We start from the raw sequence: 23356 nt of genomic DNA on the forward strand, positions 1-23356 counted from the left end.
TCTAAATAACAAAAAAATCCTCCTTTAATTTGTATAATCCCAATCTTGGTGGTAACGCTAACAGTGATAGGAATGAAGAAGGGGAGAATACAATATGGACTCATTTCAACCGAATTGTTGGTCGGAGCATGAAGAACTTAAGGTTGTTATGCTTTGTGCACCTTCAAAATTAGATGTACCAGATTTAACAATAGCTGAAAATGTAGGATGGGATGCTACTGTTAATCATGTTAAAGCAATGGAGAATTTTATGGAATTTAAGACAACACTAGAAAATGCGGGTGTCCATGTTATTGATTATTCGAAAGAGCTAACAACTGATCAGAAAACAGTAAGTGAGCAGCTTATTAATAGATACTTTGTACGCGATCTTGCCTGTGTTATAGGAAATAGTATTTTCCTTGGAGAGGCAGGTAGTTCGCTAAGGCGTCCAGAGTATCCACATGCACACTCATTATTAGTAAAGTGGTTTCCAGAAAAAAATTTAAAAGTTAAACAACCTTCGACTGCTTTAGAATGTGGAGACGTGCTGATTTTAAATAAAGATGCCGTACTTATTAATATTGGGATGAGAACAACATTAGAGGCTGTGGAAAGTATCAAGGATCGTATCTTCCAAGAAGGATTTTCGGAAATTGCGATCATTGATTTGCCAAGACGCTCCGATACACTTCATTTAGATATGAATTGTAATGTGACGAACGCTAATATGCTAATAGCTAAAAACTTTATGCGTTATTTTCCTGTTCATGTATTCACAGCTGAAACAAATCGTTTTGAAATGACTGAGCAATTTTTAAATCACCATGGCTTTGACGTTTACTGGCTTGAAAAATATAACACAATCCCTGATATTAATTTTATCAATCTTAATCCCGAAACACTGTTAATTAGTAAGCAAGCAACGAAGCAGCAATGGACGAAGCATCCACTATTGCAAAAGAAGAATTTGATAGAAATTGATGTCACAGAGCTTGAAAAAGGCGGTGGTGGCATTCGTTGCATGACATTGCCATTGTTAAGAAAGTAGCAAAAAGGCAGGAGGGTTGATCAAAATGACATCTAAAACAAGTAAAGGGAGGTTGTCTTGGTGGCAGCTTTCTCTTCTCGGTATAGGTTGTACACTAGGAACAGGATTTTTTCTTGGGACAAGTATGGCCATTCATAAAAGTGGTCCTGCTGTTGTGATTCCTTTTTTGTTAGCGGCAATTGCTACGTATATTGTCTATGATGCTCTTGTTAAGATGTCAGTTGATAATCCAGATAAGGGTTCATTCCGTACTTATGCAAAGCAAGCTTTTGGCAATTGGGCAGGATTTAGTAATGGCTGGATTTACTTGATTTCTGAGATGCTCATTATGGGTAGCCAATTGACGGCGCTTGGTATTTTCACAAAACTGTGGTTTCCAACGCTTCCATTATGGGTTGCTGCGTCTATTTATGCTGCACTTGGATTAGCTGTTATTCTTACGGGTATGAAGGGCTTTGAAAAATTTCAAAATATTTTTGGTGCGTTAAAGGCAGCAGCGGTTGTGATGTTTATTATAGTAGCGGTTGTCTTACTAATAAAAGGATTTAATTCGGAATCAACGACACTCGATTCACTGCATGCAAATTATGAAGAATTTTTCTCACAAGGTGTGAAAGGACTATGGCTTGGGCTGCTATATGCCTTTTATGCATTTGGTGGGATTGAAGTTATGGGATTAATGGTCATTGATTTAAAAAATCCTAAAGAAGCACCGAAAGCTGGAAAAGTCATGATTATTACTATAACTGTCATTTTTATAATGGCTATTATGCTTGCTTTGACGCTTGTTTCTTGGAAGGACTTTAATATTGAGGAAAGCCCATTTATTACAGCGCTTAATGGCTATCACATTCCTTTTTTTGCAGACATTTTTAATGGCGTGTTAATTATTGCAGGTTTTTCAACAATGGTCGCCTCTTTATATGCGGTTATAACGATTCTCATTACATTGGCAGAGGATCATGATGCTCCAACGGCTTTGGCGAAAAAAGGGAAGATGAAGATTCCATTTCCTGCATTTCTTTTTTTAGCTAGTGGTTTAATCATCACTATTGTTATAGGCTTTCTTATGCCAGAAAAGATTTTTGAATATTTGGTTACAGCGGCAGGCTTAATGCTAATTTATAACTGGCTCTTTATATTAGTGACATATAGAAAGCTAATGGAGCTGTCAAAGTGGGAGCATGTGAAGAATAGTATCGGGATGTTGCTCATTGTAGTGACGGTGTCTGGGACGTTAGGAGAAAAAACAAGCAGACTCGGTTTTTTCGTGAGCCTGCTTTTTATCATCATCATAGGAATTGCGACTTGGATTGTCATGAAAAGGCAAAAACACGGTAAGCATGTTTAACTTCTTTCAGCGGGTGTCCAAACATCTGTACCTGTCGCTACGCTTTCGCGCAAAAAACATCATGCTGCTGACGCTTCGCTTTCGCGCAAAAAACATCTGTTGGCCCAAAGCCTCCGGCGGATGGCACGGAATCGGAAAGGAGTGCTTTGTGCTAGCACAAAGCCAATTCAGACACAATAATACCGAGGCATAATTGATTATTGTTCTTTGTTCTGCAGAGAATGTTGCATTCGTAAAAAAGGACATTTCGATGCACTACTATTATCATCACTTAAAAAATACTGCTTCCATTCATAACTACCTTCTTGCCCATACCATTTTAAATCACTATGAGCTGGAATAGCATCGTATTCGTTAATACGTTGACGAATAAGCTTCTTTAACTTTCGACCAAAGACAGTAGAGTCGTTCATTTCTTCAAATATCCAGCGTGGCTGAAAGGCCATTAATAAAGTAGAAAAATTACGACTCTTGCGCAATTTATGTGCGGGCGTTGCACAAGACACAAAATAAGGCTCACCGTTAAAACAAAATTCCCATTCATGCTGCGCTGGATCGGTTGGAATTTCCTTTGGCCAATCGATATCATCGAATTTCGTCAAATTGTTTAAAACAGACCAAAATAAATTTCTGTAATCTTCAACATCGAAATTTTTATGCATATCATTAGGGGTTTTGAAGAAAATGGTATGTGTTGTATATTTACCAAACGTTTTAGCGCACTTATCATATTCCTTTAAGCATCGTGCTAACGTCTTTATCGATTGCTCCTCTCGTGGATCTCCGATAAAACTATAGCGAAGCTCGTTCGATAAAAAACCTTTTCTAGCTGGAATACAGGGAAACGTATTTGCTTCATCTGCAACCATGGCAGCGAAGTCGGTATATGCTGACTGTTGCCATAATGGAAGTGTTACAAAATGTTCTTCTATCCACTTCCTGTCTAACACCGCTACTTCCACTTATGTCTCCTCCTTCTATACATCCTTATTCTATTAAAGAAAAAGCAAATGGGTGACGATGTATAGGCATTAATGATCTATAAATGGAAAAAGCAAAGGGGATCCCCACGAAGTAGTTCAAATTTTATTTATAGAAAAAATGATTAATGATAAGATAAAGTTCTGACAATTAAAAATTACATATAGCTCGATCATTAAGGTCAGATAAAACGAAGGGATGAGGGGCAAATGAATTCATCTAATATAAAATTAACAAATCGTATGCTAAGAATCTTCAAGAATGCAGAAAAAGAAGCTACCTCTTCACAACATAAAGTGTTACAGCCTATTCATTTTTTACTTGCTTCTTTAAAAGAAAAAGAGGGGGTCCTTGGCGAAATTGTATTAAAATGTACTATAGATGAAGCTTCTATAAGAAATTTGGTTAATGAACTTAATACAAAATCAGACAAGAAGGTTACGAGCCATACTTTATTTAATGTTCCAATAACAAATGATGTTTTAACAGTATTGGAACAAGCCACTTGTTATATGCAAAACTATAACCAGGTTTATATAAATGAAGGACACTTACTTAAAGCAATAATAAAGGCGAATATGCTTGAGGAATTCGTTTCAGAAAAAGACAAGAAAATGATTTTAAAACTTGGTACGACTTCGCGGGATATGGTTGCTCATCTTCACAATTACAATTTCCCAGATTTGATTTATAGTAATATTCGTAGAGTCAATCGCGATGATAAAAACAAGCTAATTCATTTTGTAGAAAGTCATTTTTCGCAAGAGTGGTCAGAAACAATTAAAAAGTGCATTTTTAAGTACTGCGCCTTCCATCTATGTAGCTTTTGATAGTAAGGGAGATCTTATTGGATTTGCTGGATTTGACGTTTATCAAAATAAAAAATGTTATTTTGGCCCAATGGGTGTAGCGAAATCTAATCGAGTAAAGGGGATAGGATATTCCCTCCTCCATCATTGTTTAAAAGATATGCACGAAATTGGATATGAATATGCAATTATAGGAGGAGCAGGTCCAATTGAATTTTATGAAAAAGCTTGTCATGCTGTTGTCATTCCTGCTTCCAACATTTAAGGAGGTAAGTTATGAATATAGTTCAAGCAAAAACTATTTCTCCAGCTATTAGAAAACTACTTTCTTTTGCAACTTCGGATGAAAAGTTCAACAAGAGTATGAAAAATATATACTTTTATCGAATAGGACATTGTATAGCATTGAATTCGAAGGTGAAATTGCTGGTTGTATTGGTATAGAACAAATCAGCTTATCAGAGTGCGAGATTAAGCATATTGCTGTATTAGCTGATCAAAGAGGAAAAAACATTGGGAGTAAAATGATTAATTTTATAGCAAGTAAGTACCCATCAATTGTTGCTGAAACAGATTATGAGGCCGTAGATTTTTATCGACGCTATGGTTTTTTCGTAACTAGCCTAGGAGAGAAATACCCAGGTGTAGAACGCTTTCTATGTCAATTTAATAAACAATGAAAAAACCTGCATTGCTTTTCCTAATGAAAAGCAATGCAGGTTTTTTATGATTTTGGATTAAAAACCTTTTGGTCAAGAATGTTTAATGCATGATGAATGTCATCTAAGTCTTTTTTAGATGCATGTTGAATAAGCTGTTGAAAACGCTCTTCTATACAGGCAAATGCTTTCTCCATTACTTTTTCTCCATCTTCTGTAAGGCAAACATAGTGCTTTCTACGATCTTCGGTATCGTTAATTTTTTTAATTAACTTTCTTTCCTGTAATTTCCGTAATTCACGACTTGTATTTGGTAAGGACATATGCTGACAATCACTAATTTCAGTAGGCGTAACTGGTTGGCTTACTTTTATATATTCTAGAATTTTATATTGTACAGGTGTAATATTATCGATTTTAACGTTTTGAGTTAGTTCATGTGTTACTTGATGTACCGCTGTTGTAAATGCTACAAACTGATTAAATAATTCTTTTTTGTCCAAACGTGACCACCTCTTATTGACAAGATAACAAAAAACTTATCTTAAAACAATTATCATTTGACAACTAAAATCAGGCGGTTTATTATTTAGTTATCAAATGATAAGTAATGGAAGGTGCATGATGAACACATTAATTATTTATACATATCCCAATCATAAAAGTTTGAATTATGCTTTTTTACAGGAGGTTAAGAAGGGCTGTAATGACAATCCTTTCATAAGGGATATTCAAGTACTAGACTTATACGAGGAGCAATTTGATCCGCTTTTAGTATTCCATGAACATAAACGCCGTCGTGATATGTTTCGTGATCCAAAACTTGAGAAATATCGAGAACAAATTAGGTGGGCTGATAAAATCGTTTTTGTTTATCCGATATGGTGGGGAAGGCCACCAGCAATGCTTCTAGGGTATATTGATCAATTGTTTTCGGCCAATTTTGCTTATAAAGATAAAAAAGGACTATTTCCTGAGGGGCTTCTTAAAGGAAAATCAGTGGTGTGTATTTCGACAATGAAGGGGCCAACAAAATATCCACTATTATGGCTAAATAATGCTCATAAAATATTAATGAAAAGAGCGTTATTTAATTTTGTTGGCATTAAACAAGTGAAGTTTTTTGAATTTGGCAACATGGAGAGTGGGAAGGGGAGACAAAGCAGAAGACTCGAAAAAGTTTATCAATATTTTAGAAAAATAGCTTACTAGTTCATCTGCCTAATAGACTCGTGCGGACGAAGATTGAATCTTCTATTCGTTTGCACGAGTCTGATCTATTTCTACTGGCAGTGTTACAAAAAACGTTGTATATTCAGCAAGCTTGCTTTCAACAGTAATGGTTCCGTTATGCATATCGATGATTTTTTTCACAATAGATAGTCCTAAACCACTGCCGCCATTCTCAGCCGTCCTTGATTGGTCAGCCTTATAAAATCGCTCAAATACATGCTTTTGTTGTTCCGTTGTTAAACCGATACCATTATCACGAATGGCAATAGTGATCGTGTCCATTTGTTTTGTCATTGATATTGTAATAGTGCCAGTAGTTGGCGTGAATTTAATGCTGTTGCTTAGTAAATTCATCCATACTTGATTCATTAAATCTTCATCCGCCATTAGCGAAATATTTTCTAATTGCATATCCATGTCGATATTTTTAGCTAACCAATTTGGTTCTAGCGATAGTACGACATTACGCAATTGCTTATCAAGTCGGTAATGCCTTGGCTCGAAGGGGTGGTGTTGTGATTCTAACGACGTTAGCTTTAGTAAATTGTCACTAATTTTTGATAGTCGATTACTTTCCATCTCAATGATTGTTAAATAATGCTGTCGCTTATCCTCTGGGAGGTCTATGTTTTTCAATGCTTTAGCAAAGCCGTTAATAGATGTTAGAGGCGACTGAATTTCATGAGATACATTCGAAATAAATTCTTGGCGCATTCTTTCCATTTCACCTAATTCGACTGCCATATGGTTGATGCCATGTATTAATTGACCAAATTGATCTTCGTCATCTGCTTTCAGATCTAATTTGACAGAAAAATCACCTTTAGCAATCCGGCTTAATGCATCTACAATCGTATTCCAATAGTTCCGTTGTCTTTTTAGCCCAATTAAAAAGGTGATGATGACTGAGCAAGCAAAGAGAACAAAAACACCAACTACGGTCCATAATTGAAGCCAGAAACCTTGTGGATGTTTGCCTAACCAATCATAAATCCAGGACGTTATGTGGTAGGAAATAAAGGCAAAGACGATGCTAATGATAAGAAGAAGCATTAAAGTTAAAAAAAGCTTTAAAAAATTTTTTAGTCTTCTCATGAAACAAGTTCCAATCGATAGCCTAGGCCGCGAATTGTACGAATAGAAAATCCGCTTGTTTCTTGAGGGAAACGTTGACGAAGTCTTTTAATGTGAACATCGACTGTTCGTTCATCACCTTCATAGTCGTATCCCCAAATTTCTTCGATTAGCTGTTCACGTGAAAAAGTTTTTCCAGCATAGCTTGCTAACGTAAATAATAGTTCAAATTCCTTTAAACGAAGTGTTAAAGATTCACCGCTATACAAGACTTCATGTGTATTACGATTTAACTTAATATTGCCGGCTTCCACAAGTTGAGATAGGGAAATATGGTATCTTTTAAGTATTGATTTCACACGGACGATCAGCTCTGCAGGCTCAAATGGTTTAACAAGATAATCATCTGTCCCAAGATGAAAACCCTTTACCTTTTGCGAGGTTTCTCCCTTTGCGGTTAACATTAAGATTGGTAGATTATCATTAAATGAACGAATTTCTTCGCATAATTCCCAGCCATCCATATTTGGCATCATAATATCCATAATAATCATATCCACCTTATCGGAATCCAATTTGGACAGTGCATCCACACCGTCCGTAGCTTCAATTACCTCTAAACCTTCATTTTGTAAAAATACCTTAACTAATTCCCGAATATGCGCATCATCATCTACAATTAATAGTTTTGTCATGCTAACAAATCCCTTCGTTATTCCTCTTTAATACGTAATTGTTGCTTGGCAAACTCTCGATACATATCATGAGTCTCAAATAGAGTATCATGAGTGCCACTGCCCGTAATATGTCCTTTCTCCACAAAAAGTATTTGATCTGCATCTACTACTGTAGAAAGGCGGTGTGCAATTACAAGCGTTGTTCTACCTTGCATTAAATTATCTAATGCTTTTTGAACATAGATTTCCGATTTACTATCTAGACTAGATGTTGCTTCATCTAGCATTAATATTTGAGGGTCACGCAAAAGAGCTCTAGCGATAGAAATTCGTTGTCGTTGACCGCCAGAAAGCTTAATGCCACGTTCTCCTACCGCTGTATCAAATTGCTCTGGTAATTCATTAATAAATTGATCGGCATAGGCCATTTTAGCAACTCTATCAAGCTCTTCATCCTGCACTTCTCTGTCAATGCCATAGCAAATATTTTCACGAATCGTTCCAGATAGCAGCGCACTCTCCTGAGCAACGTAGCCGATTTGGCTTCTCCAAGAATGTAGGGAGTACGTGTTGATAGGGGTTTCTCCAAGTGTAATACTTCCGTTAGTAGGCTGATAATATCTTTCTAACAGAGAAAATGTTGTTGTTTTTCCTCCGCCACTAGGTCCGACGATGGCGGTAACTTTACCTGGTTCAATGGTAAAATTAATATTCGATAAAATTAGGTCTTCTCCATATGCAAAGTCAACATTTTTTACATAAATCGGTTGATCCACTTTTTCTAATGTGTTTCCTTCGAAAATATTTTCTTCCTCATGCTCAAGTAATGCACTAATTCGCTCAGTAGCACCCATTGCTTTTTGTAGCTGTGTAAAGAACATTGTTAATTGGGTCATCGGCATGATGATTTGGATTAAATATAAAATAAATGCCACCATGTCGCCAGCTGTAAGCTCTCCTGAAGAAACTCGTACACCGCCATAACCAATAATAGCCACAAGAACTGACATTAATACAAACGAAATGAGAGGCGAAATAAGAGCATGGATTTTAGACTCTTTTAAACCAAACGTAAAGAGGTTTGTAATGCCTTTCTTGCCACGCTCATATTCAATATTCTCGGCATTTGAAGCTTTTACTAAGCGCGTTTCAGGTAAAACTTGATTGAGCACAGCCGTAAATTTTGCTGTCTCATCTTGCATTCCTTTTGAAATGACAAACATTCGTCTTCCTAACAGCATTAAAATAACCATAGCAAGCGGAACAGCAATCAGCATGACTAATGTCATTTTCCAGTCTAAGATTAATAGAATGATGATTGATCCAATAATAGATATAACGCCTGATAAACAGTTCGCAAGATGTTCCGTAATGAGATCCTTGACAACAGCTGTGTCATTCGTAACACGACTTAATGTTTCCCCTGTATCGTTCTCATCATAATAAGGAATTGGTAAATGAAGTAGCTTTCTCCAAAGCTGATCTCGTAATTTCGCGACAATATGATGTCCGACACGATTTAAATAATAGATGGAAAGTCCACCCGCAATTGCCTGCGCGATAAAAGCAATCCCTAATAAAAGTATTTGCCAATAATCAAGGGATGCTAATGAAAAGCCATCGACTAATTTTTTTGTAAATAACGGGACGATAAAGCCAACGCCCGTAGTTGCTAAACTCATTATTAATGCGATACTTAAAAGCCATATTGGTGGCTCAGCCTGTTTGACTAAGTGAACAAAGCGCCGCCAATCCTTCAGTTTTGCCGTATTTTTTGATGCCTCCTGCAAAGTAAATCCTCCTTCGATTTCATCAACAATAAAGTATGAATCTTTTATGATACTAACTATAGCATGTCAATATGAACTGAATATGAAATGAGGAGGTAATGAGGATCGGTAGCAGGAACATAAAAAACTCCACATCAGAAAAACGCGAGAAATCAATGTTTAAAATTGATTTCTCGCGCTTTTAAAAATTTCGACTAGCTAAGTCCTAGCCTCTTTTTAATAATTATACTCGTCGATAGAACCAAGTACAAACCCTAGTATTCCAAATAAGACCATTAATACTACATATATACCGACTGAAATCAGCGCCCATATTAAAGCAGATTTAGCGGCTTTAGGCTTATCATCTTTCCATACAAAGTACATAATAATCCCTAAGAGCGGTATACAACAAAAAGAAAGGATATTAATAGCTATATTTGGTTTATCCTCTTGGTATGTATTATGTACACGAACACCACATTTTGGACAAATTTCTGCTTGTGCCGCAATTTCTTCACTACAGTGTGGACAAAACATATTAAATTATACCTCCTAAAATTAAAAGAATTCCCATTTTCCTACTGCTTTTCCTTCACAGCATTTTTTCCCGATTAAATAAGCATCAATTAAAATAGGTAAACCAACAATTATGAATCCAATTATTAAATTATTTAAAACAAAAACAGAAATCATTATAAATATAAATAAGCAAAGAAATCCCTTACCCATTTGATTATTAATGATTTGGCCTACACCGGGTATTAAAAATGTAAGTAATGCAGGAGCTAGTGGGTGAGTACCCTTTCGAGATTTTCTTAAAATAATACCGCATGAAGTACACATTTCTTGTAAAGCATTTAATTCATTCCCACAATTCTGGCAGTAATTATGTACTTTGAATTTTCTAACACCACAATTTGGGCAAATTTCTGCCTGTTCTGATAGATTGGATGCACAATAGGTACAAAACATTTTCAGTCTCCTTAGTTAAAAATTAATGAACCAATATATTCTCCTTTTTTATAGAGATAAATAGTTAGATTCCAAAATAAGAGAGCGGCGTGTAAAATCATAAAAACAATACCTATTCCACCGAGTATTCCTGTTACTAATCGCCGATAGTTAGTACTAAGCCATTTATTAAATAATTGTCCCGTTCCGTCTATAATCATAGGAATTGTTAAAATAAGAGCATAAAAAAAAGGTAAAACTTTAAATAACGCCAATATAATGCCAATTACATATCCAATACAAATTCCTGTGCAACGTGCGCAAATCGGAAATTGAACACCTTTATAAAAAAAAGATCGGCTTGGTAATCTATGGCAAAGGAACAAAAATTGAAAATATCGATTCACGAAATCACCTATTTAATCAAGTTTTTCAATAAAAGGAAACAACGAATATAATATACTATAAAAAGGAATATTGGAATGATAAAAATTAATTTTAACATAATTTAGTATGAAATGGTATAAAATGATTGAATAGATAGGGATTTATTCCTATGGAAAATTTCCTGGATTTATCAAGAAGAATGTTTAAAATAAGTTCCTTTTTTTGGAGGGATATCATATAATATTATAAACCGACAGTCGGTCTACTGGTGTGGTATCTCATTCTATTTGAAAGGTATAAAAGTCACCATGTTGACTTCTTGGGAACCGTTATGTATCATTTGGTAAACATGGTGACTAAATAGAGAGGTGCTACATATGGATTTAAATCTTTTATTGAAGGAATTGCATTTTATGCAGCAAAGTTATGCGACATTGTTTTCAGTTGTCAATAAAGTTCAAATAAGAGGAGATGAATATTTAGAGGTATTAACTTCGAGACAGCATATGGCTCTTATTGCCATTGCCCATTTACCAGTAGAAAATACAACGCTCGTAAATATCGCTAAAAAGCTTGGGACAACTAAGCAAACTGCGAATAAGTTAATAACGAGTCTTGTGAAAAAAGGATATGTCCAAACGATACCAAGTAAATTAGATAAAAGATCGATCAATGTCGAGATTACTTCAGAGGGAAAAAAAGCTTTGATTGTTTGTTCGGAGAAGTCTACTTACTTTTTAGCAGATATCTTTAAAGACTTTAAAACTGAGGAAATTGAAACATTGTGGAAGTTATTGCAAAAACTTTACCGTTTTGATGGTGAGGAACTAGATGGGTATGAAGAAACGGTAAATATGGAGATTGAGGAACCAGAACGGATTTCGGACTTCCAAGAGCGAGTTTTAACTGAGTTATTAAAACGACGATATGGAGATGAAGAACGCCATGATTAAAGGAGATACACCATTTTTTTATCCTCAAAAAGCAAAAGATACTAAGCAGAAGTTAACAGAAAAAGTTTATCTTATGAAACGTAAAATAAAGAAATCTGCGTATGAGGTTAAGGAAAAATTTTATCGGATTTCAAAAATTAGTCGTACTGGAAATTATGTATCCATTATCGTGGGGTTCTTATTGCTAATAATGTCTTGGAGTACGCAAATGGAGTGGCTCATTTGGTTAAGTACTATAAGTATTTTTAGTAATGTCTTTCTTCTTACAATACAATTTCTACACTTTCAAAAGGGTCATGAATGTTAAAGGAAGGGGTCTAATGAATGGAATCACAGATTAATAGAAAAGGCTTTTCAACAGATTTTAACCTTATGGTGATTGGGCAAATTATTTCTATTTTAGGGTCTGCGCTTTTAAGGTTTGCCTTATCACTTTATGTACTAGATATTACAGGACGTGCAGATCTTTTTGCAGTACTATTTGCGATATCGAGTGTCCCGATTTTACTAGCACCTCTTGGAGGAGCAATAGCTGATAGGTTTAATCGACGCAATTTGATGGTGATTTTCGATTTTACGAGTAGCATAATTGTGTTTAGTTTCTTCGCAATGCTAGCGATTGGTAATAGTTCCGTTTGGCTTATTGGTGTTGTGATGGTACTGCTTTCCTTTGTTAGTGCTATGTATGCACCTGCAGTGATGGCAAGTATTCCAGTACTTGTAGAAGAGGAAAAGCTTGAGCAAGCAAATGGAATTGTCAATGGTATTCAATCATTGTCTAATGTAGCTGCTCCTGTATTAGGTGGAATACTGTACGGTATGATTGGCTTAAAAGTACTTGTCTTGGCAAGTGGTGTGTTCTTTTTCCTTTCTGCCATATTAGAAATGTTTATTCATATACCATTTATCCGACGAGAGAAGAGCGGACATATTATTCCGACGCTTGTAAATGATTTGAAAGAGGGCTTTAGCTATGTAGTGAAGAAATCTTTTATATTCAAATGTATGATTTTAGCGGCATTATTAAATTTATTATTAACACCGTTGTTTGTCGTGGGGGTACCGATTATTCTCCGTGTTACAATGCAAAGTAGTGATACTCTGTATGGTGTAGGGATGGGGCTAATCGATTTTGCTACAATTTTAGGAGCTTTATCTATGGGATACTTTGCGAAAAAAATGGGTATCAATAATTTATACTTTTGGGTGTTTATCACCGCTTTATTGATTGTTCCAATGGCTCTAGTAGTTACGCCACTCATGCTTCATCTAGGTTTCTATCCGTCTTATACTTTATTTGTTTGTAGTGCGCTTATCATCGCTATGATTCTGACCGTTATTTCAATATATGTTATTACACTTGTACAAAAAGAAACGCCTAATGAAAACTTAGGGAAGGTCATGGCTATTATCATTGCCGTTTCACAATGTATGGCACCAATTGGGCAAATATTGTATGGTTTATTATTTGAAGCGTTTAGTGTTAAAGTCTACGTTCCTATTTTAATGATTAGTATTGCTATGGTAGTGATGGCAATTGTAACAAAGAGGATTTTACGATTTGAAAAGAGCGAGGTAGCAGAATGAATCATAAGAAATCTATTGTACAATGTTTTACACTTCAATATTGAGCATGCTAAACAAAATTAAATACTGACGATCATTTTCAAATGATTAACCTTGGAGTCCCTTAAAGCACAGCAAAAGGGGCTCTTTTTTGTAGATAAAAAAATTAGGTGTATTGCTTTGAGGAAATATAGGCTTATTATTGACCGATTAAAGGATCTTTTTGTTGATATTTTACTTATGTGTACCTATTTTTAGCTGATTGTAGAGGAAATCATTCTAAAGTGGATACAAATGGTTAATTTAAACCCCTAATAATATATTAATATGGTAAATAATACTTGACCTTCAAGTTAGTTGAAGGTTTACATTGGAGTTAAGAGAGGTGTAATGCTTTGAGGAAATTTATGACAATTCAAGATTTCTCTGAAAGAACAGGTATAGCCAAAAGTACATTACGATTTTATGAAACTAAAAATTTACTGTTACCGGAGGAAAGAAGTTCAAATGGCTATCGAGTTTATACGGATAGTCAAATTGCAACTGTAAAGTTAATATCCACGTTGCGATTAGCAGATGTACCTATACATGAAATTCAAAATTATTTACACGAGCAGGATGAAACGACTCGCCAGGAAATGATGAAAACGTGGATTCAAAATATGAAACAAAAACGAGAACTGTTGGATATTAGCTTACGCTATTTAGAAAGTGACCCCATTCGAGATGATATCTATTTGATTGATAAAAATGATGAAAAAATTATTTGGTATACAGCTCAATCCACAACTGGTAAATTTGGAGCTCATTTTGAAAACAGAGCAAATGAATTAAAACAATTAAATATTAGCATTAAAAGTTATTATTTAAATTATTTATCAGGCCAAGATGTAATCAAAGCTCAAATTGGCTTTGGTGTTCCAGCAAATACAAACATAAATGATATAGCTGAAAGTGATTTTATTGAACATATGCCTTCTTGTATATGTCTGGCATTGCCATTTAAAGAACAAATGTCAACGATCAAGGATGGATACGTTAAATTACTTCAATACGCGCTTCAACATAAATGGGTACCGACACGCTCCATTCTTGAGTGGTATCGAGGTGATGATTTTACTCAACTAGATTTATTGTTACCTGTTATACAAATTGAGTAGGGATAAAAGGACTGGGGATAGTTTGAGGGAGGAGCAATATGAAACGATTCATCCGCTTTTGTATGAAAAATGCTTTAACAATGATATTAGTAATACCTCTTATTATTGTAGGAGGAATTTATTCATTACAAACATTACATAGTGAGAAGTACCCGAATATTGATATTCCATATTTAACAGTAGTTATTCCTTATCAAGGAGCTTCACCTGAACAAGCGATGAATGATATAGGGGAGCAAATGGAAAGGGAATTTAAGAAGCTAGAAGGGAGAAAAAATGATTATACAAACGGTGTAGCCAATGCCGTATATTCAACTATTGAATTTGAAATGACAATGAATATGAAGGAAGCGGAGCAGCTCGTAAGGAGAAGTGTAGATAAATTACAGTTGCCTAAATTTGCAGGGGAGCCGAGGTATGAATTAACTAAACCTGGTGGAAACCCAATAATTTTCTCAATGGGCATATATGCTACAGAAAAAAATGATGAAGTTGAAACCTTTGTAAAGAATACTATAATTCCACAACTTTCTGTAATAGAGGGTATAAGTGATATAGAAATCAGTGGAACAACGGAAAGGTTTGTCATTATTCAACTCCTGCCACATCAATTGATGACAAGAGGAATTTCTTTAAACGATGTTCGAGAAGCTATTTTGGCAAATAATCTTTCAATGCCGACTGGAGACATCTCCATTTCAAATGAAGTATTGCCAGTACGAATAAATAGCGAGCTAAAATCTATTGAGGACATTAAAGACATAAAGCTTTTTACTAAAGAAGTAAATTCGCAAAATATTACAACCACGAATTTAGGCGAAATAGCTGAAATTTCATATGAAAGTGATTACACAAACAATATGACACGCATTAACGGAAAACCTGGCGTAAGTTTCAGCATTATCCCTGAAGGTGGTGCTAATACAGTAGCAATCGTTGATCAAGTGAAAAAAGAAATAAATAATTTAGCGATTCCGGAAGATTATAAAGTCGAAATCTTACGTGATCAATCCATCGAAATTAATCAATCGGTCCATTCAATGCTACGTGAAGTATTTTTAGGGGCATTAATGACAATCATCATCACCTTATTATTTTTAAAAAATATCCGTTCGACCATTATTGCTGTCATCTCCATTCCGGTCTCAATTTTTGCATCTTTTCTTTTGTTGAAAGCAATGGGATATACATTAAATATTATGACACTTGCTGGTATTGCTGTAGCAGTTGGGCGAGTTGTAGATGATTCAATTGTCGTCATTGAAAATATATTTAGAAGAGTAAGAGCTTCAAAAGAAAGAAATGTAGAATTAATAGAGCAGGCTACAAGTGAAGTAGCATCTGCGATTACTTCCTCAACGATCACAACAGTTGCTGTTTTCTTACCACTTGCCTTTGTGCCAGGAATTGTAGGAGGTTTTTTTAAGCCACTTGCATGGACTATTGTTATTTCATTGTTGATTTCATTAATTGTTGCTGTAACCGTTGTTCCAATATTGTCCAAGATCTTTTTATTAAAAATTACGCCTAAAGAATCAAGTGAAAATAGACTTCAAACTTGGTATCGCAACAGTTTGACTTGGGTTTTACATCATCGTTTAGTTACTTTAACCGTCGCAATATTAATTTTGATAGGTTCTATTTTCATTATTGCACCGAGGCTAGGGACAACCTTCTTGCCACAAGAGAAAGTGAATGATTTCAAGGTCGACATCACAATGGCAAAAGGAACTGCTCCAATGAAAACAGCTGATGTCGTAAGTAGAGTAGAAAATATATTATTAGATCGAAAGGACATCAACCTTATAAATACTAATATTGACGGACACTCTGGAAGTGCGACGATTTCATTCGTTGTCAATGATTCTGTTGGAAATTTGACCGACTATGTAAATGACGTTCGCCTACAATTAACAACGATCTCTGAACCAGAGGAAATGACAGTATCAGGTATCGGTGGAATTATAGGAGGGGAAGAAAGCAGATACACCCTAGTTGTAAACGGGGCGGATTTTGAGGATATTAAAAAAGCAAGTGAGCAGATTACAACGGCTTTAAAAGAAGTACAAGGGATGAAGGATGTGACAACATCTTTAGAAGGAGAAGTACCTGAAATCGTTTTCGATTTGGATGATAAAAAACTTGCTGCAAAAGGATTAACTCCAGCTATAGTTGCACAAAGCCTTCGAACACTCATTAATGGTGATGTAGTAACGACCATGAGACTTGAAGAGGAAACGAGAGAAGTGAACCTAGGTTTGAAAATGGATGAGGTTACATCTCTTAAAGATTTAGGACAGCTCCAAATCAGTAATGCAATGGGAATGCCTGTCTTTCTTCATGAAATAGGAGAACTGAAGAGGGTTAATAATGTAACTTCAATTACTCATCTAAATGGCAATGAATATATCATGGTGTATGGAACTATTACTGATGAAAAAGTAGGAGATGTAACTGCAAAAGCAGATAAGGTACTTAATAACTTACGGCTTCCTGAAAATATTAGCTATTATAAGGAAGGTGTATCTGCATCGATGGATGATGGTTTCAAAGATTTGTCGATTGCCATAGCAATTAGTGTTATCTTAGTTTATTTGGTTATGGTTTTTACCTTCAAAGAAGGAAAAGCACCGTTTGTTATCTTGTTCGCTATTCCATTTTCTATTATAGGTGCATTAATTGGACTTTATATTATGAAGGAACCAATCGGTATGCCAGCAATGATCGGTTTACTAATGCTAAATGGAATTGTCGTAACGAATGCTATCGTTCTAGTTGATAAGGTGAAGCAATTTGAAAGATGTGGAATGACCAAGCAAAAAGCTTTAATTGAAGCAGGGGTCGTACGTATTCGCCCAATTTTGATGACTGCAATTGCAACAATGGGTGCATTAATCCCGATGGCTATTTCGAATGAAACTGGGATGATATCGAAGTCTCTTTCTGTTGTAGTTATAGGAGGGCTATCTACTTCTACTTTTTTAACATTGTTTATTGTACCTATTCTTTATAGTCTATTTAAAAAGAATTAAAATCATAGAGAGGTAGGGACATAAGTATATTTTCAAGAAAAGAATTTCTTTACATCAGAAAAGCGCGAGAAATCAATGTTTCTAAAATTGATTTCTCGCGCTTTTTAAGAGTTACCCAGTTTTGTCCCAGCCTTTTTAACATTAGTACCATCTTCTCCGACGCCTAACAGGTATCCTTTGCCGAGGCAGAGACTCAGCAGACGGGAAGATTGGTTGGGGGATGCTTTCAATATCAGAACGAACAATTTGGTGTTCCGGGGGTTCTACTTTTGAAAAAGTGATATTTTGAGTATTGTTCAAGAGTGGAGAAGATAGCTGATTATATTCCACATTGTCTTCTAAATGAGTTGTTTCAGTAGAGTGAGTAGTGTTTTGAGTACTAGTTAAGAGAGGGATAGTTTGCGGAGTATATTCTATTTCGTCTTCTAAATACGTTGTTTGCATTGAAGCTTGAGAGTATTCAGTTGGCGTGATGTGTGCAGTAGTGTTCAAGAGTGGTACAGTGTGCTCATTATTGCCCATAACAATAGTAGAGTCGTCATGATGCTGTTCTTGCGAATGCTCTATTTCATGTTGGATTTCAGCATGTGGCTCTTGCACAGGGTGAACATCCTCCATGACAAGTATTGGTCGCATCATGTCATGATCTTCATGCTCTAGGAAATGGCAATGCCACATATAATGACCGGCATGATCTTTCCAATGCATAATAATTTTCGTAACTTTCCCTGCTTCCGCTTTTACAGTATCCTTCCAACCTTGCTCATAGTTATGCGGTTTTTCAGGGGGACCTGTAAATTCCAGTCTACCTTCATTTTGATATAGCTCCATATCGAAAGGGCGTCGTTCTAGTATTTTAAATTGAATTAAATGTAGATGAATAGGGTGAACAAACTGCGTGGCATTGATAAAATTCCAAATCTCTATACTATCAAGTGCAGGCTTTTCGGTAGTAGGATCATGATACATACGATTATTTAATAATAACGTTGGTCGACCAAAATCGTCTGTCGTAGCAGTTAATGGTAAGTGTCTCTCGATATGTGCATCGTGTGAATGTAAATCCATTGATACTGCGAGTCTTTCTGGTATTTCACTAGCATCCTCACATTTTAGAGGAAGACACACGTTAAACTGCATGATTACTCGTGTATGTTCATCAATGAAATCTTCATCAGAATTGACTAACGTTATTTCCTGACCTTCACATGATGAAAAATCGACAATAACATCTGTTCGTTCTGCCGGCAATAATTCTACAGATTGAATTTCTTGAGGGGCTGTTAAAAAGCCTCCGTCTGTTCCGATTTGTATCATAGGCTCATCGTTTGAAAGGCTAATGACATAACCTCTTCTATTGGAACCATTGAGAAAACGAAATCTATACTTACGAGGCTCGACATTTAAATAAGGCCAGACCTTGCCGTTTACAACGATGGTATTACCAACAAAACCAGGTGTAATAGATGGATGAACGGGAACTGGAAATGGTGGTTCATCAGGATAGAAAAGTGAGCCGTCTTCATTAAACGATTTATCTTGTATTAAGATAGGATACTCATAGTCACCACAAGGTAGGTTAGAACGCTCCTCAAGCGAATCTCGAAGTAAATAAAAACCGGCTAATCCAGCATACACATTTAAACGAGTTAGCGCCATTGCATGATCATGATACCACAGTGTTGTGCCTGGTTGATGATTAGTATATTCATGTATTTCTTTATTGAACTTTGGACCTGTTTGCGCATAATCTCTTGTATACCATGCATCGGGATGGCCGTCACTCTCCCAATCTACATTTGCGCCATGTAAATGTGTAACAGTTCTTACTTCCTTTGAATCGTTTGCCACATGAAGTGAAAAATCAACGGGTAAAAAGTGGTTTAAGGGCAATTGATTTTTATATCTAACATAAATGCTTTTGTCTTTTGTAGCCTCAATTGTCGGTCCGGGATAAAGCCCGTTATAGCCCCATATGATTGATTTTGGGAAATCTTTATGGAAAGAATGCTCTGCTTGCATCATTTTAAGTTCATAATAGTTTTTTCTCTGTTGACCTTTATAATATTTAGGTTTAGCGGTAACCGGTTTTGGCAGCTCATCCACAAATTTAGGTATTGTTGCTGGATCTGTAGGATTAACTTCTTTAGTCAAAACATCACGTCCCTTTTCAATTCTTAAAATTGCTCATTACCTTATCATATGGGTAAAAACAATAGGCAACTAGGACAATAATGGAGATAATTGTACTTAATAAAAAAATATCTACATTTAACTGTGCTATTTGTGAATTATTATAGGTTTTTTAGTGGCAAATTTTACTTCCTCTTTGCAATTGTGAATAGGAATTTTTAAATTGAAAGGGTTATTATTTTTATGGGTTGCACTAAAAAGAAAAAAATTACTACCCGAATCATTTGAAAACGTTATTCTATCAACGTACAATATATGAAATTAAGAAACACGACAGCACAAAATTGTTGTATAATGTTGTGGTATGAGGAAAGAAAGCAGGTTGACAAAAATGGAAAGCAAAATGAATGTATACGCAGTTATAAACATACAAAAGCATCAGGCATTGGGGTTAAAGAATATGCTAGATGTGAAACATAAGGTGAATATATGAAAAACTGGTTGATTTTCATTTCTGTCTTTATGGTTTCGTTGTCACTTGTCATTAGTATTTTAGTACTCTGGAAAGCCGAGGCTCCATTCCATTCAATTGAAGATCAGGCTGAACAGTTGGCACTCGATGCCAAAGCCCTCGCAATTGTCTCGGAGTCTTACACATATAATGGCAAACATTCGTATGTCACTGTGTTCGGGGTAGATGAATATGGTGATAAAAAAGCTGTCTTTGTTCCGACGAATCTAAAAGCTGATTCAATTAAGGAAGTACTTTTAAAAGATGGTATTACGGAAAAGCAGGCATTATCGGTTTTGAAAAAAGAAGGCAATGTACAAAAAGTCCTTAATATCAAATTAGGCTATGAGGAGCCAGGTGCTGTTTGGGAAATTACATACCTAAACGATCACGATAAGCTCAACTATGTCTATATTATGTTTAAGGACGGCGACTGGTGGAAGCGCATTACGAATTTATAAGAGGAGTAGATCCCGTATGAAAAATTTATTAGCAAACCGTGTAAAAACTTTAACACCTTCTTCAACTTTAGCAATTACTGCGAAAGCAAAGGAATTAAAAGAGCAAGGTATTGATGTTATTGGTCTAGGTGCTGGTGAGCCTGACTTCAACACGCCACAAAATATTTTAAATGCTGCTATTGACTCGATGGAAAAAGGTTTAACAAAATATACACCTGCTGGCGGTCTTCCAGTACTTAAGAAAGCGATTATCGATAAACTTCAACGCGACAACAATCTTACATACAAGCCGAATGAAGTAATTGTAGGTGTTGGAGCAAAACATATTCTTTATACTTTATTCCAAGTTATTTTAAACGAGGGCGATGAAGTTATTATTCCAATTCCTTATTGGGTATCTTATCCTGAGCAAGTAAAATTAGCGGGCGGTGTACCTGTTTATGTGGAAGGCACACGTGAGCAAGGCTATAAAATTACTGCGGATCAATTAAGAGCTGCTGTGACAGATAAAACAAAAGCAGTTATTATTAACTCTCCTAGCAACCCATCAGGTATGATTTATTCTCGTGAAGAGATTGCTGAAATTGCTGCTGTTGCAGAAGAAAAAGATATTTTAATCGTGTCAGATGAAATTTATGAGAAGCTTGTATACAATGGTATTGAGCATTTTTCAATTGCACAGCTATCTGATGCAGTGAAAGCACGTACAATCGTTGTAAATGGTGTTGCAAAATCTCACTCTATGACAGGTTGGCGTATCGGGTATGCTGCAGGGGATGCGGACATTATTAAATCAATGACCGATCTTGCATCACACTCTACATCAAACGCAACAACAACTGCACAATATGCAACAGTGGAAGCGTATAATGGACCACAAGACGCTGTAGAAGAAATGCGTCAAGCATTCGAATCTCGTCTTGAAAAAATTTATCCACAGGTAAGTGCAATTCCTGGCTTCAACGTTTTAAAACCTCAGGGTGCATTCTATTTATTACCAGATGTAGCGGAAGCTATGGCTCATACTGGCTATGATTCAGTAGATGCATTCGCTTCGGATATTTTAACGGAAGCAAACGTAGCAGTGATTCCAGGTTCTGGATTTGGTGCACCAACTACAATGCGATTATCTTATGCTACATCTTTAGACTTATTAGAAGAGGCAGTCCGTCGAATTGATACATTTGTAAAATCAAAATGGCAAGACTAATCCTTTTAACCAACTTTGGAGGATTTCTATGAAAAAAATTATGATTCAAGATATGCCAAAGCATATCGGCGAAACAATCAAGCTAGGTGCTTGGTTAGCGAACAAACGATCAAGTGGTAAAATTGCCTTTTTACAACTACGTGATGGTTCTGGCTTTGTACAGGGCGTTGTTGTAAAAGAAGAAGTAGGCGAAGAAATTTTTGCCATTGCAAAAGGTATGTCCCAAGAAACTTCTATGTACATTACAGGAGAGGTTAAAGCAGATGAGCGTTCAAGCTTTGGTTGTGAGCTTGTTGTAACTGGTATTGAAGTGCTTCACGCTGCAACAGATTTTCCGATTACGCCAAAAGAACACGGTCCTGAGTTTTTAATGGATAACCGTCACTTATGGCTACGTTCTCGTAAGCAACATGCGATCATGAAAATCCGTAACGAAATTATTCGTGCAACTTATGAGTTTCTTAACAACACTAGCTTTACAAAAATGGACCCGCCAATTTTAACTGGATCATCTCCTGAAGGTACTTCTGAGTTATTCCATACAAAATATTTTGATGAAGATGCATTCCTTTCACAATCTGGTCAGCTTTACTTGGAAGCGGCTGCGATGGCTTTAGGTAAAGTGTTCTCATTCGGCCCAACATTCCGTGCTGAAAAATCTAAAACACGTCGTCACTTAATCGAGTTTTGGATGATTGAGCTGGAAATGGCGTTTGTTGAATTTGAAGAAAACTTAGAAATGCAAGAACAATACGTGGAGCATATCGTGCAATCAGTTCTGGCAAATTGCAAATTAGATTTAGAGCGTCTTGGCCGTGATACATCTAAACTTGAAAATATTAAAGCACCATTCCCTCGTATTTCTTATGACGATGCCATTAACTTATTACATGAACAAGGATTTGACGATATTGAATGGGGCGATGATTTCGGTGCACCACATGAAACAGCAATTGCTAATTCATATGACAAACCTGTATTCATCACATGCTACCCAGTAGGCATTAAGCCGTTCTACATGCAACCACATCCTGACCGCGATGATGTAGTATTATGTGCAGATTTAATTGCACCAGAAGGTTATGGTGAAATAATTGGTGGTTCTGAGCGTATCCATGACTTTGATTTATTAAAATCTCGTCTTGAAGAACATCATTTATCTTTAGATGCTTATGCATGGTATTTAGAGTTACGTAAACAAGGCTCTGTGCCACATTCAGGCTTCGGTCTTGGATTAGAACGTACAGTAGCATGGATTTCTGGCACGGAGCATATTCGTGAAACAATCCCATTCCCACGTTTATTAAACCGCTTATACCCTTAAGCAATTTAGGTTTTGAAAGTGCAAAATTAAAAAAGTCGCGTAGTGATATGTCTACGCGGCTTTTCTACTTACGATGGAAAAG

General features: G+C 35.9%; 23 protein-coding genes. 14 read left to right on the forward strand and 9 right to left on the reverse strand.

Translation table 11 applies throughout. The features are described 5' to 3' along the window. Positions 1–94 precede the first annotated feature (94 nt). Both ACIQ7T_RS04610 and ACIQ7T_RS04615 read left to right on the forward strand, forming a co-directional pair. On the forward strand, positions 95–1030 hold the full coding sequence (locus ACIQ7T_RS04610) for an arginine deiminase family protein (protein ID WP_402868871.1): 936 nt from the start codon (positions 95–97) through the stop codon (positions 1028–1030). A gap of 25 nt (positions 1031–1055) precedes the next feature. Then, positions 1056–2381: an amino acid permease gene (locus tag ACIQ7T_RS04615; RefSeq protein WP_402868873.1), complete on the forward strand. Its 1326-nt coding sequence runs from the start codon at positions 1056–1058 to the stop codon at positions 2379–2381. A gap of 197 nt (positions 2382–2578) precedes the next feature. Here the strand turns inward: ACIQ7T_RS04615 and ACIQ7T_RS04620 are convergent, their stop codons facing one another. Further along, a complete protein-coding gene (locus tag ACIQ7T_RS04620; protein WP_402868875.1) occupies positions 2579–3343 on the reverse strand; it encodes a YqcI/YcgG family protein in 765 nt (254 codons plus the stop codon). Positions 3344–3571: 228 nt separating this feature from the next. On the opposite strand from ACIQ7T_RS04620, the gene ACIQ7T_RS04625 reads away from it, so the two are divergent. The 3 genes from ACIQ7T_RS04625 (at position 3572) to ACIQ7T_RS04635 (ending at position 4851) form a co-directional block, all read left to right on the forward strand. Continuing rightward, entirely contained in the window at positions 3572–4192 is a 621-nt protein-coding gene (locus tag ACIQ7T_RS04625; RefSeq protein ID WP_402868877.1) for a Clp protease N-terminal domain-containing protein, read from the forward strand. Between the two features lie 16 nt (positions 4193–4208). Continuing rightward, positions 4209–4436 (forward strand): GNAT family N-acetyltransferase, encoded by a 228-nt coding sequence (locus tag ACIQ7T_RS04630; protein ID WP_402868931.1) that lies wholly within the window; start codon positions 4209–4211, stop codon positions 4434–4436. Positions 4437–4566: 130 nt separating this feature from the next. Next, positions 4567–4851 carry a GNAT family N-acetyltransferase gene (locus tag ACIQ7T_RS04635; RefSeq protein WP_402868879.1) on the forward strand — a complete coding sequence of 95 codons (285 nt, stop codon included), beginning with the start codon at positions 4567–4569 and terminating at the stop codon, positions 4849–4851. A gap of 44 nt (positions 4852–4895) precedes the next feature. On the opposite strand, the gene ACIQ7T_RS04640 is transcribed toward ACIQ7T_RS04635, so the two are convergent. After that, complete coding sequence (locus tag ACIQ7T_RS04640) at positions 4896–5333, reverse strand: MarR family winged helix-turn-helix transcriptional regulator (protein WP_370082252.1); 438 nt, start codon at positions 5331–5333, stop codon at positions 4896–4898. A 121-nt stretch (positions 5334–5454) separates the two neighbouring features. Between ACIQ7T_RS04640 and ACIQ7T_RS04645 the strand changes: the two genes are divergently transcribed. Continuing rightward, a complete protein-coding gene (locus tag ACIQ7T_RS04645) occupies positions 5455–6042 on the forward strand; it encodes an NAD(P)H-dependent oxidoreductase (protein WP_370082250.1) in 588 nt (195 codons plus the stop codon). A gap of 42 nt (positions 6043–6084) precedes the next feature. Here ACIQ7T_RS04645 and ACIQ7T_RS04650 read toward each other — a convergent pair whose 3' ends face one another. The 6 genes from ACIQ7T_RS04650 to ACIQ7T_RS04675 form a co-directional block, all read right to left on the reverse strand. Further along, the gene (locus ACIQ7T_RS04650; RefSeq protein ID WP_402868882.1) at positions 6085–7158 is read right to left on the reverse strand and encodes a HAMP domain-containing sensor histidine kinase; all 1074 of its coding nucleotides are present in this window, start codon (positions 7156–7158) and stop codon (positions 6085–6087) included. Further along, positions 7155–7832, reverse strand: a complete 678-nt coding sequence (locus tag ACIQ7T_RS04655) for a response regulator transcription factor (RefSeq protein WP_370082246.1) — start codon at positions 7830–7832, stop codon at positions 7155–7157. Before ACIQ7T_RS04655 ends, ACIQ7T_RS04650 begins: the two co-directional genes overlap by 4 nt. Before the next feature lie 17 nt (positions 7833–7849). After that, positions 7850–9604 (reverse strand): ABC transporter ATP-binding protein, encoded by a 1755-nt coding sequence (locus ACIQ7T_RS04660; protein WP_402868884.1) that lies wholly within the window; start codon positions 9602–9604, stop codon positions 7850–7852. Positions 9605–9820: 216 nt separating this feature from the next. Further along, complete coding sequence (locus ACIQ7T_RS04665; protein WP_402868886.1) at positions 9821–10123, reverse strand: zinc ribbon domain-containing protein; 303 nt, start codon at positions 10121–10123, stop codon at positions 9821–9823. A 21-nt stretch (positions 10124–10144) separates the two neighbouring features. Beyond that, positions 10145–10558, reverse strand: coding sequence for a zinc ribbon domain-containing protein (locus ACIQ7T_RS04670; protein ID WP_402868887.1), 414 nt, complete (start codon positions 10556–10558; stop codon positions 10145–10147). Positions 10559–10569: 11 nt separating this feature from the next. Then, positions 10570–10944, reverse strand: a complete 375-nt coding sequence (locus tag ACIQ7T_RS04675) for a DUF2085 domain-containing protein (RefSeq protein ID WP_402868889.1) — start codon at positions 10942–10944, stop codon at positions 10570–10572. A 357-nt stretch (positions 10945–11301) separates the two neighbouring features. Here ACIQ7T_RS04675 and ACIQ7T_RS04680 point away from each other — a divergent pair, with 357 nt between their 5' ends. From ACIQ7T_RS04680 to ACIQ7T_RS04700, 5 genes are all read left to right on the forward strand, one after another. After that, positions 11302–11877, forward strand: a complete 576-nt coding sequence (locus tag ACIQ7T_RS04680) for a MarR family winged helix-turn-helix transcriptional regulator (protein ID WP_402868891.1) — start codon at positions 11302–11304, stop codon at positions 11875–11877. After that, positions 11870–12184, forward strand: coding sequence for a YtxH domain-containing protein (locus tag ACIQ7T_RS04685; RefSeq protein ID WP_370082234.1), 315 nt, complete (start codon positions 11870–11872; stop codon positions 12182–12184). The genes ACIQ7T_RS04680 and ACIQ7T_RS04685 overlap by 8 nt, the downstream gene beginning before the upstream one ends. Before the next feature lie 17 nt (positions 12185–12201). Continuing rightward, positions 12202–13464 carry an MFS transporter gene (locus ACIQ7T_RS04690; RefSeq protein WP_402868893.1) on the forward strand — a complete coding sequence of 421 codons (1263 nt, stop codon included), beginning with the start codon at positions 12202–12204 and terminating at the stop codon, positions 13462–13464. Between the two features lie 386 nt (positions 13465–13850). Then, positions 13851–14603: a MerR family transcriptional regulator gene (locus tag ACIQ7T_RS04695; protein WP_402868895.1), complete on the forward strand. Its 753-nt coding sequence runs from the start codon at positions 13851–13853 to the stop codon at positions 14601–14603. A 38-nt stretch (positions 14604–14641) separates the two neighbouring features. Continuing rightward, positions 14642–17635, forward strand: a complete 2994-nt coding sequence (locus ACIQ7T_RS04700) for an efflux RND transporter permease subunit (protein WP_370082228.1) — start codon at positions 14642–14644, stop codon at positions 17633–17635. Between the two features lie 141 nt (positions 17636–17776). Here the strand turns inward: ACIQ7T_RS04700 and ACIQ7T_RS04705 are convergent, their stop codons facing one another. Then, positions 17777–19789 (reverse strand): multicopper oxidase family protein, encoded by a 2013-nt coding sequence (locus ACIQ7T_RS04705; RefSeq protein ID WP_402868897.1) that lies wholly within the window; start codon positions 19787–19789, stop codon positions 17777–17779. Between the two features lie 468 nt (positions 19790–20257). Here ACIQ7T_RS04705 and ACIQ7T_RS04710 point away from each other — a divergent pair, with 468 nt between their 5' ends. Genes ACIQ7T_RS04710 through asnS form a run of 3 tightly spaced genes read left to right on the forward strand, consistent with a single transcriptional unit; the run spans position 20258 to position 23274 of the window. Then, entirely contained in the window at positions 20258–20740 is a 483-nt protein-coding gene (locus tag ACIQ7T_RS04710) for a cell wall elongation regulator TseB-like domain-containing protein (RefSeq protein WP_370082224.1), read from the forward strand. Between the two features lie 16 nt (positions 20741–20756). Then, positions 20757–21950, forward strand: coding sequence for a pyridoxal phosphate-dependent aminotransferase (locus ACIQ7T_RS04715; protein ID WP_370082222.1), 1194 nt, complete (start codon positions 20757–20759; stop codon positions 21948–21950). A gap of 28 nt (positions 21951–21978) precedes the next feature. Then, entirely contained in the window at positions 21979–23274 is a 1296-nt protein-coding gene (asnS, locus tag ACIQ7T_RS04720) for an asparagine--tRNA ligase (RefSeq protein WP_402868898.1), read from the forward strand. The last annotated feature ends 82 nt before the right edge of the window (positions 23275–23356 follow it).

Origin of the sequence: Lysinibacillus sp. NPDC096212 (genome assembly GCF_044763105.1) — a bacterium.
In the GTDB taxonomy this organism is placed as follows: Bacteria; Bacillota; Bacilli; order Bacillales_A; family Planococcaceae; genus Lysinibacillus.

Coding starts and splice junctions, on each gene's coding strand:
- ACIQ7T_RS04645 (WP_370082250.1), top strand. CDS start 5,455: ATGAACACATTAATTATTTATACATATCCCAATCATAAAAGTTTGAAT.
- ACIQ7T_RS04695 (WP_402868895.1), top strand. CDS start 13,851: ATGACAATTCAAGATTTCTCTGAAAGAACAGGTATAGCCAAAAGTACA.
- ACIQ7T_RS04625 (WP_402868877.1), top strand. CDS start 3,572: ATGAATTCATCTAATATAAAATTAACAAATCGTATGCTAAGAATCTTC.
- asnS (WP_402868898.1), top strand. CDS start 21,979: ATGAAAAAAATTATGATTCAAGATATGCCAAAGCATATCGGCGAAACA.
- ACIQ7T_RS04665 (WP_402868886.1), bottom strand. CDS start 10,123: ATGTTTTGTCCACACTGTAGTGAAGAAATTGCGGCACAAGCAGAAATT.
- ACIQ7T_RS04670 (WP_402868887.1), bottom strand. CDS start 10,558: ATGTTTTGTACCTATTGTGCATCCAATCTATCAGAACAGGCAGAAATT.
- ACIQ7T_RS04610 (WP_402868871.1), top strand. CDS start 95: ATGGACTCATTTCAACCGAATTGTTGGTCGGAGCATGAAGAACTTAAG.
- ACIQ7T_RS04615 (WP_402868873.1), top strand. CDS start 1,056: ATGACATCTAAAACAAGTAAAGGGAGGTTGTCTTGGTGGCAGCTTTCT.
- ACIQ7T_RS04650 (WP_402868882.1), bottom strand. CDS start 7,158: ATGAGAAGACTAAAAAATTTTTTAAAGCTTTTTTTAACTTTAATGCTT.
- ACIQ7T_RS04715 (WP_370082222.1), top strand. CDS start 20,757: ATGAAAAATTTATTAGCAAACCGTGTAAAAACTTTAACACCTTCTTCA.
- ACIQ7T_RS04680 (WP_402868891.1), top strand. CDS start 11,302: ATGGATTTAAATCTTTTATTGAAGGAATTGCATTTTATGCAGCAAAGT.
- ACIQ7T_RS04700 (WP_370082228.1), top strand. CDS start 14,642: ATGAAACGATTCATCCGCTTTTGTATGAAAAATGCTTTAACAATGATA.
- ACIQ7T_RS04710 (WP_370082224.1), top strand. CDS start 20,258: ATGAAAAACTGGTTGATTTTCATTTCTGTCTTTATGGTTTCGTTGTCA.
- ACIQ7T_RS04655 (WP_370082246.1), bottom strand. CDS start 7,832: ATGACAAAACTATTAATTGTAGATGATGATGCGCATATTCGGGAATTA.
- ACIQ7T_RS04685 (WP_370082234.1), top strand. CDS start 11,870: ATGATTAAAGGAGATACACCATTTTTTTATCCTCAAAAAGCAAAAGAT.
- ACIQ7T_RS04690 (WP_402868893.1), top strand. CDS start 12,202: ATGGAATCACAGATTAATAGAAAAGGCTTTTCAACAGATTTTAACCTT.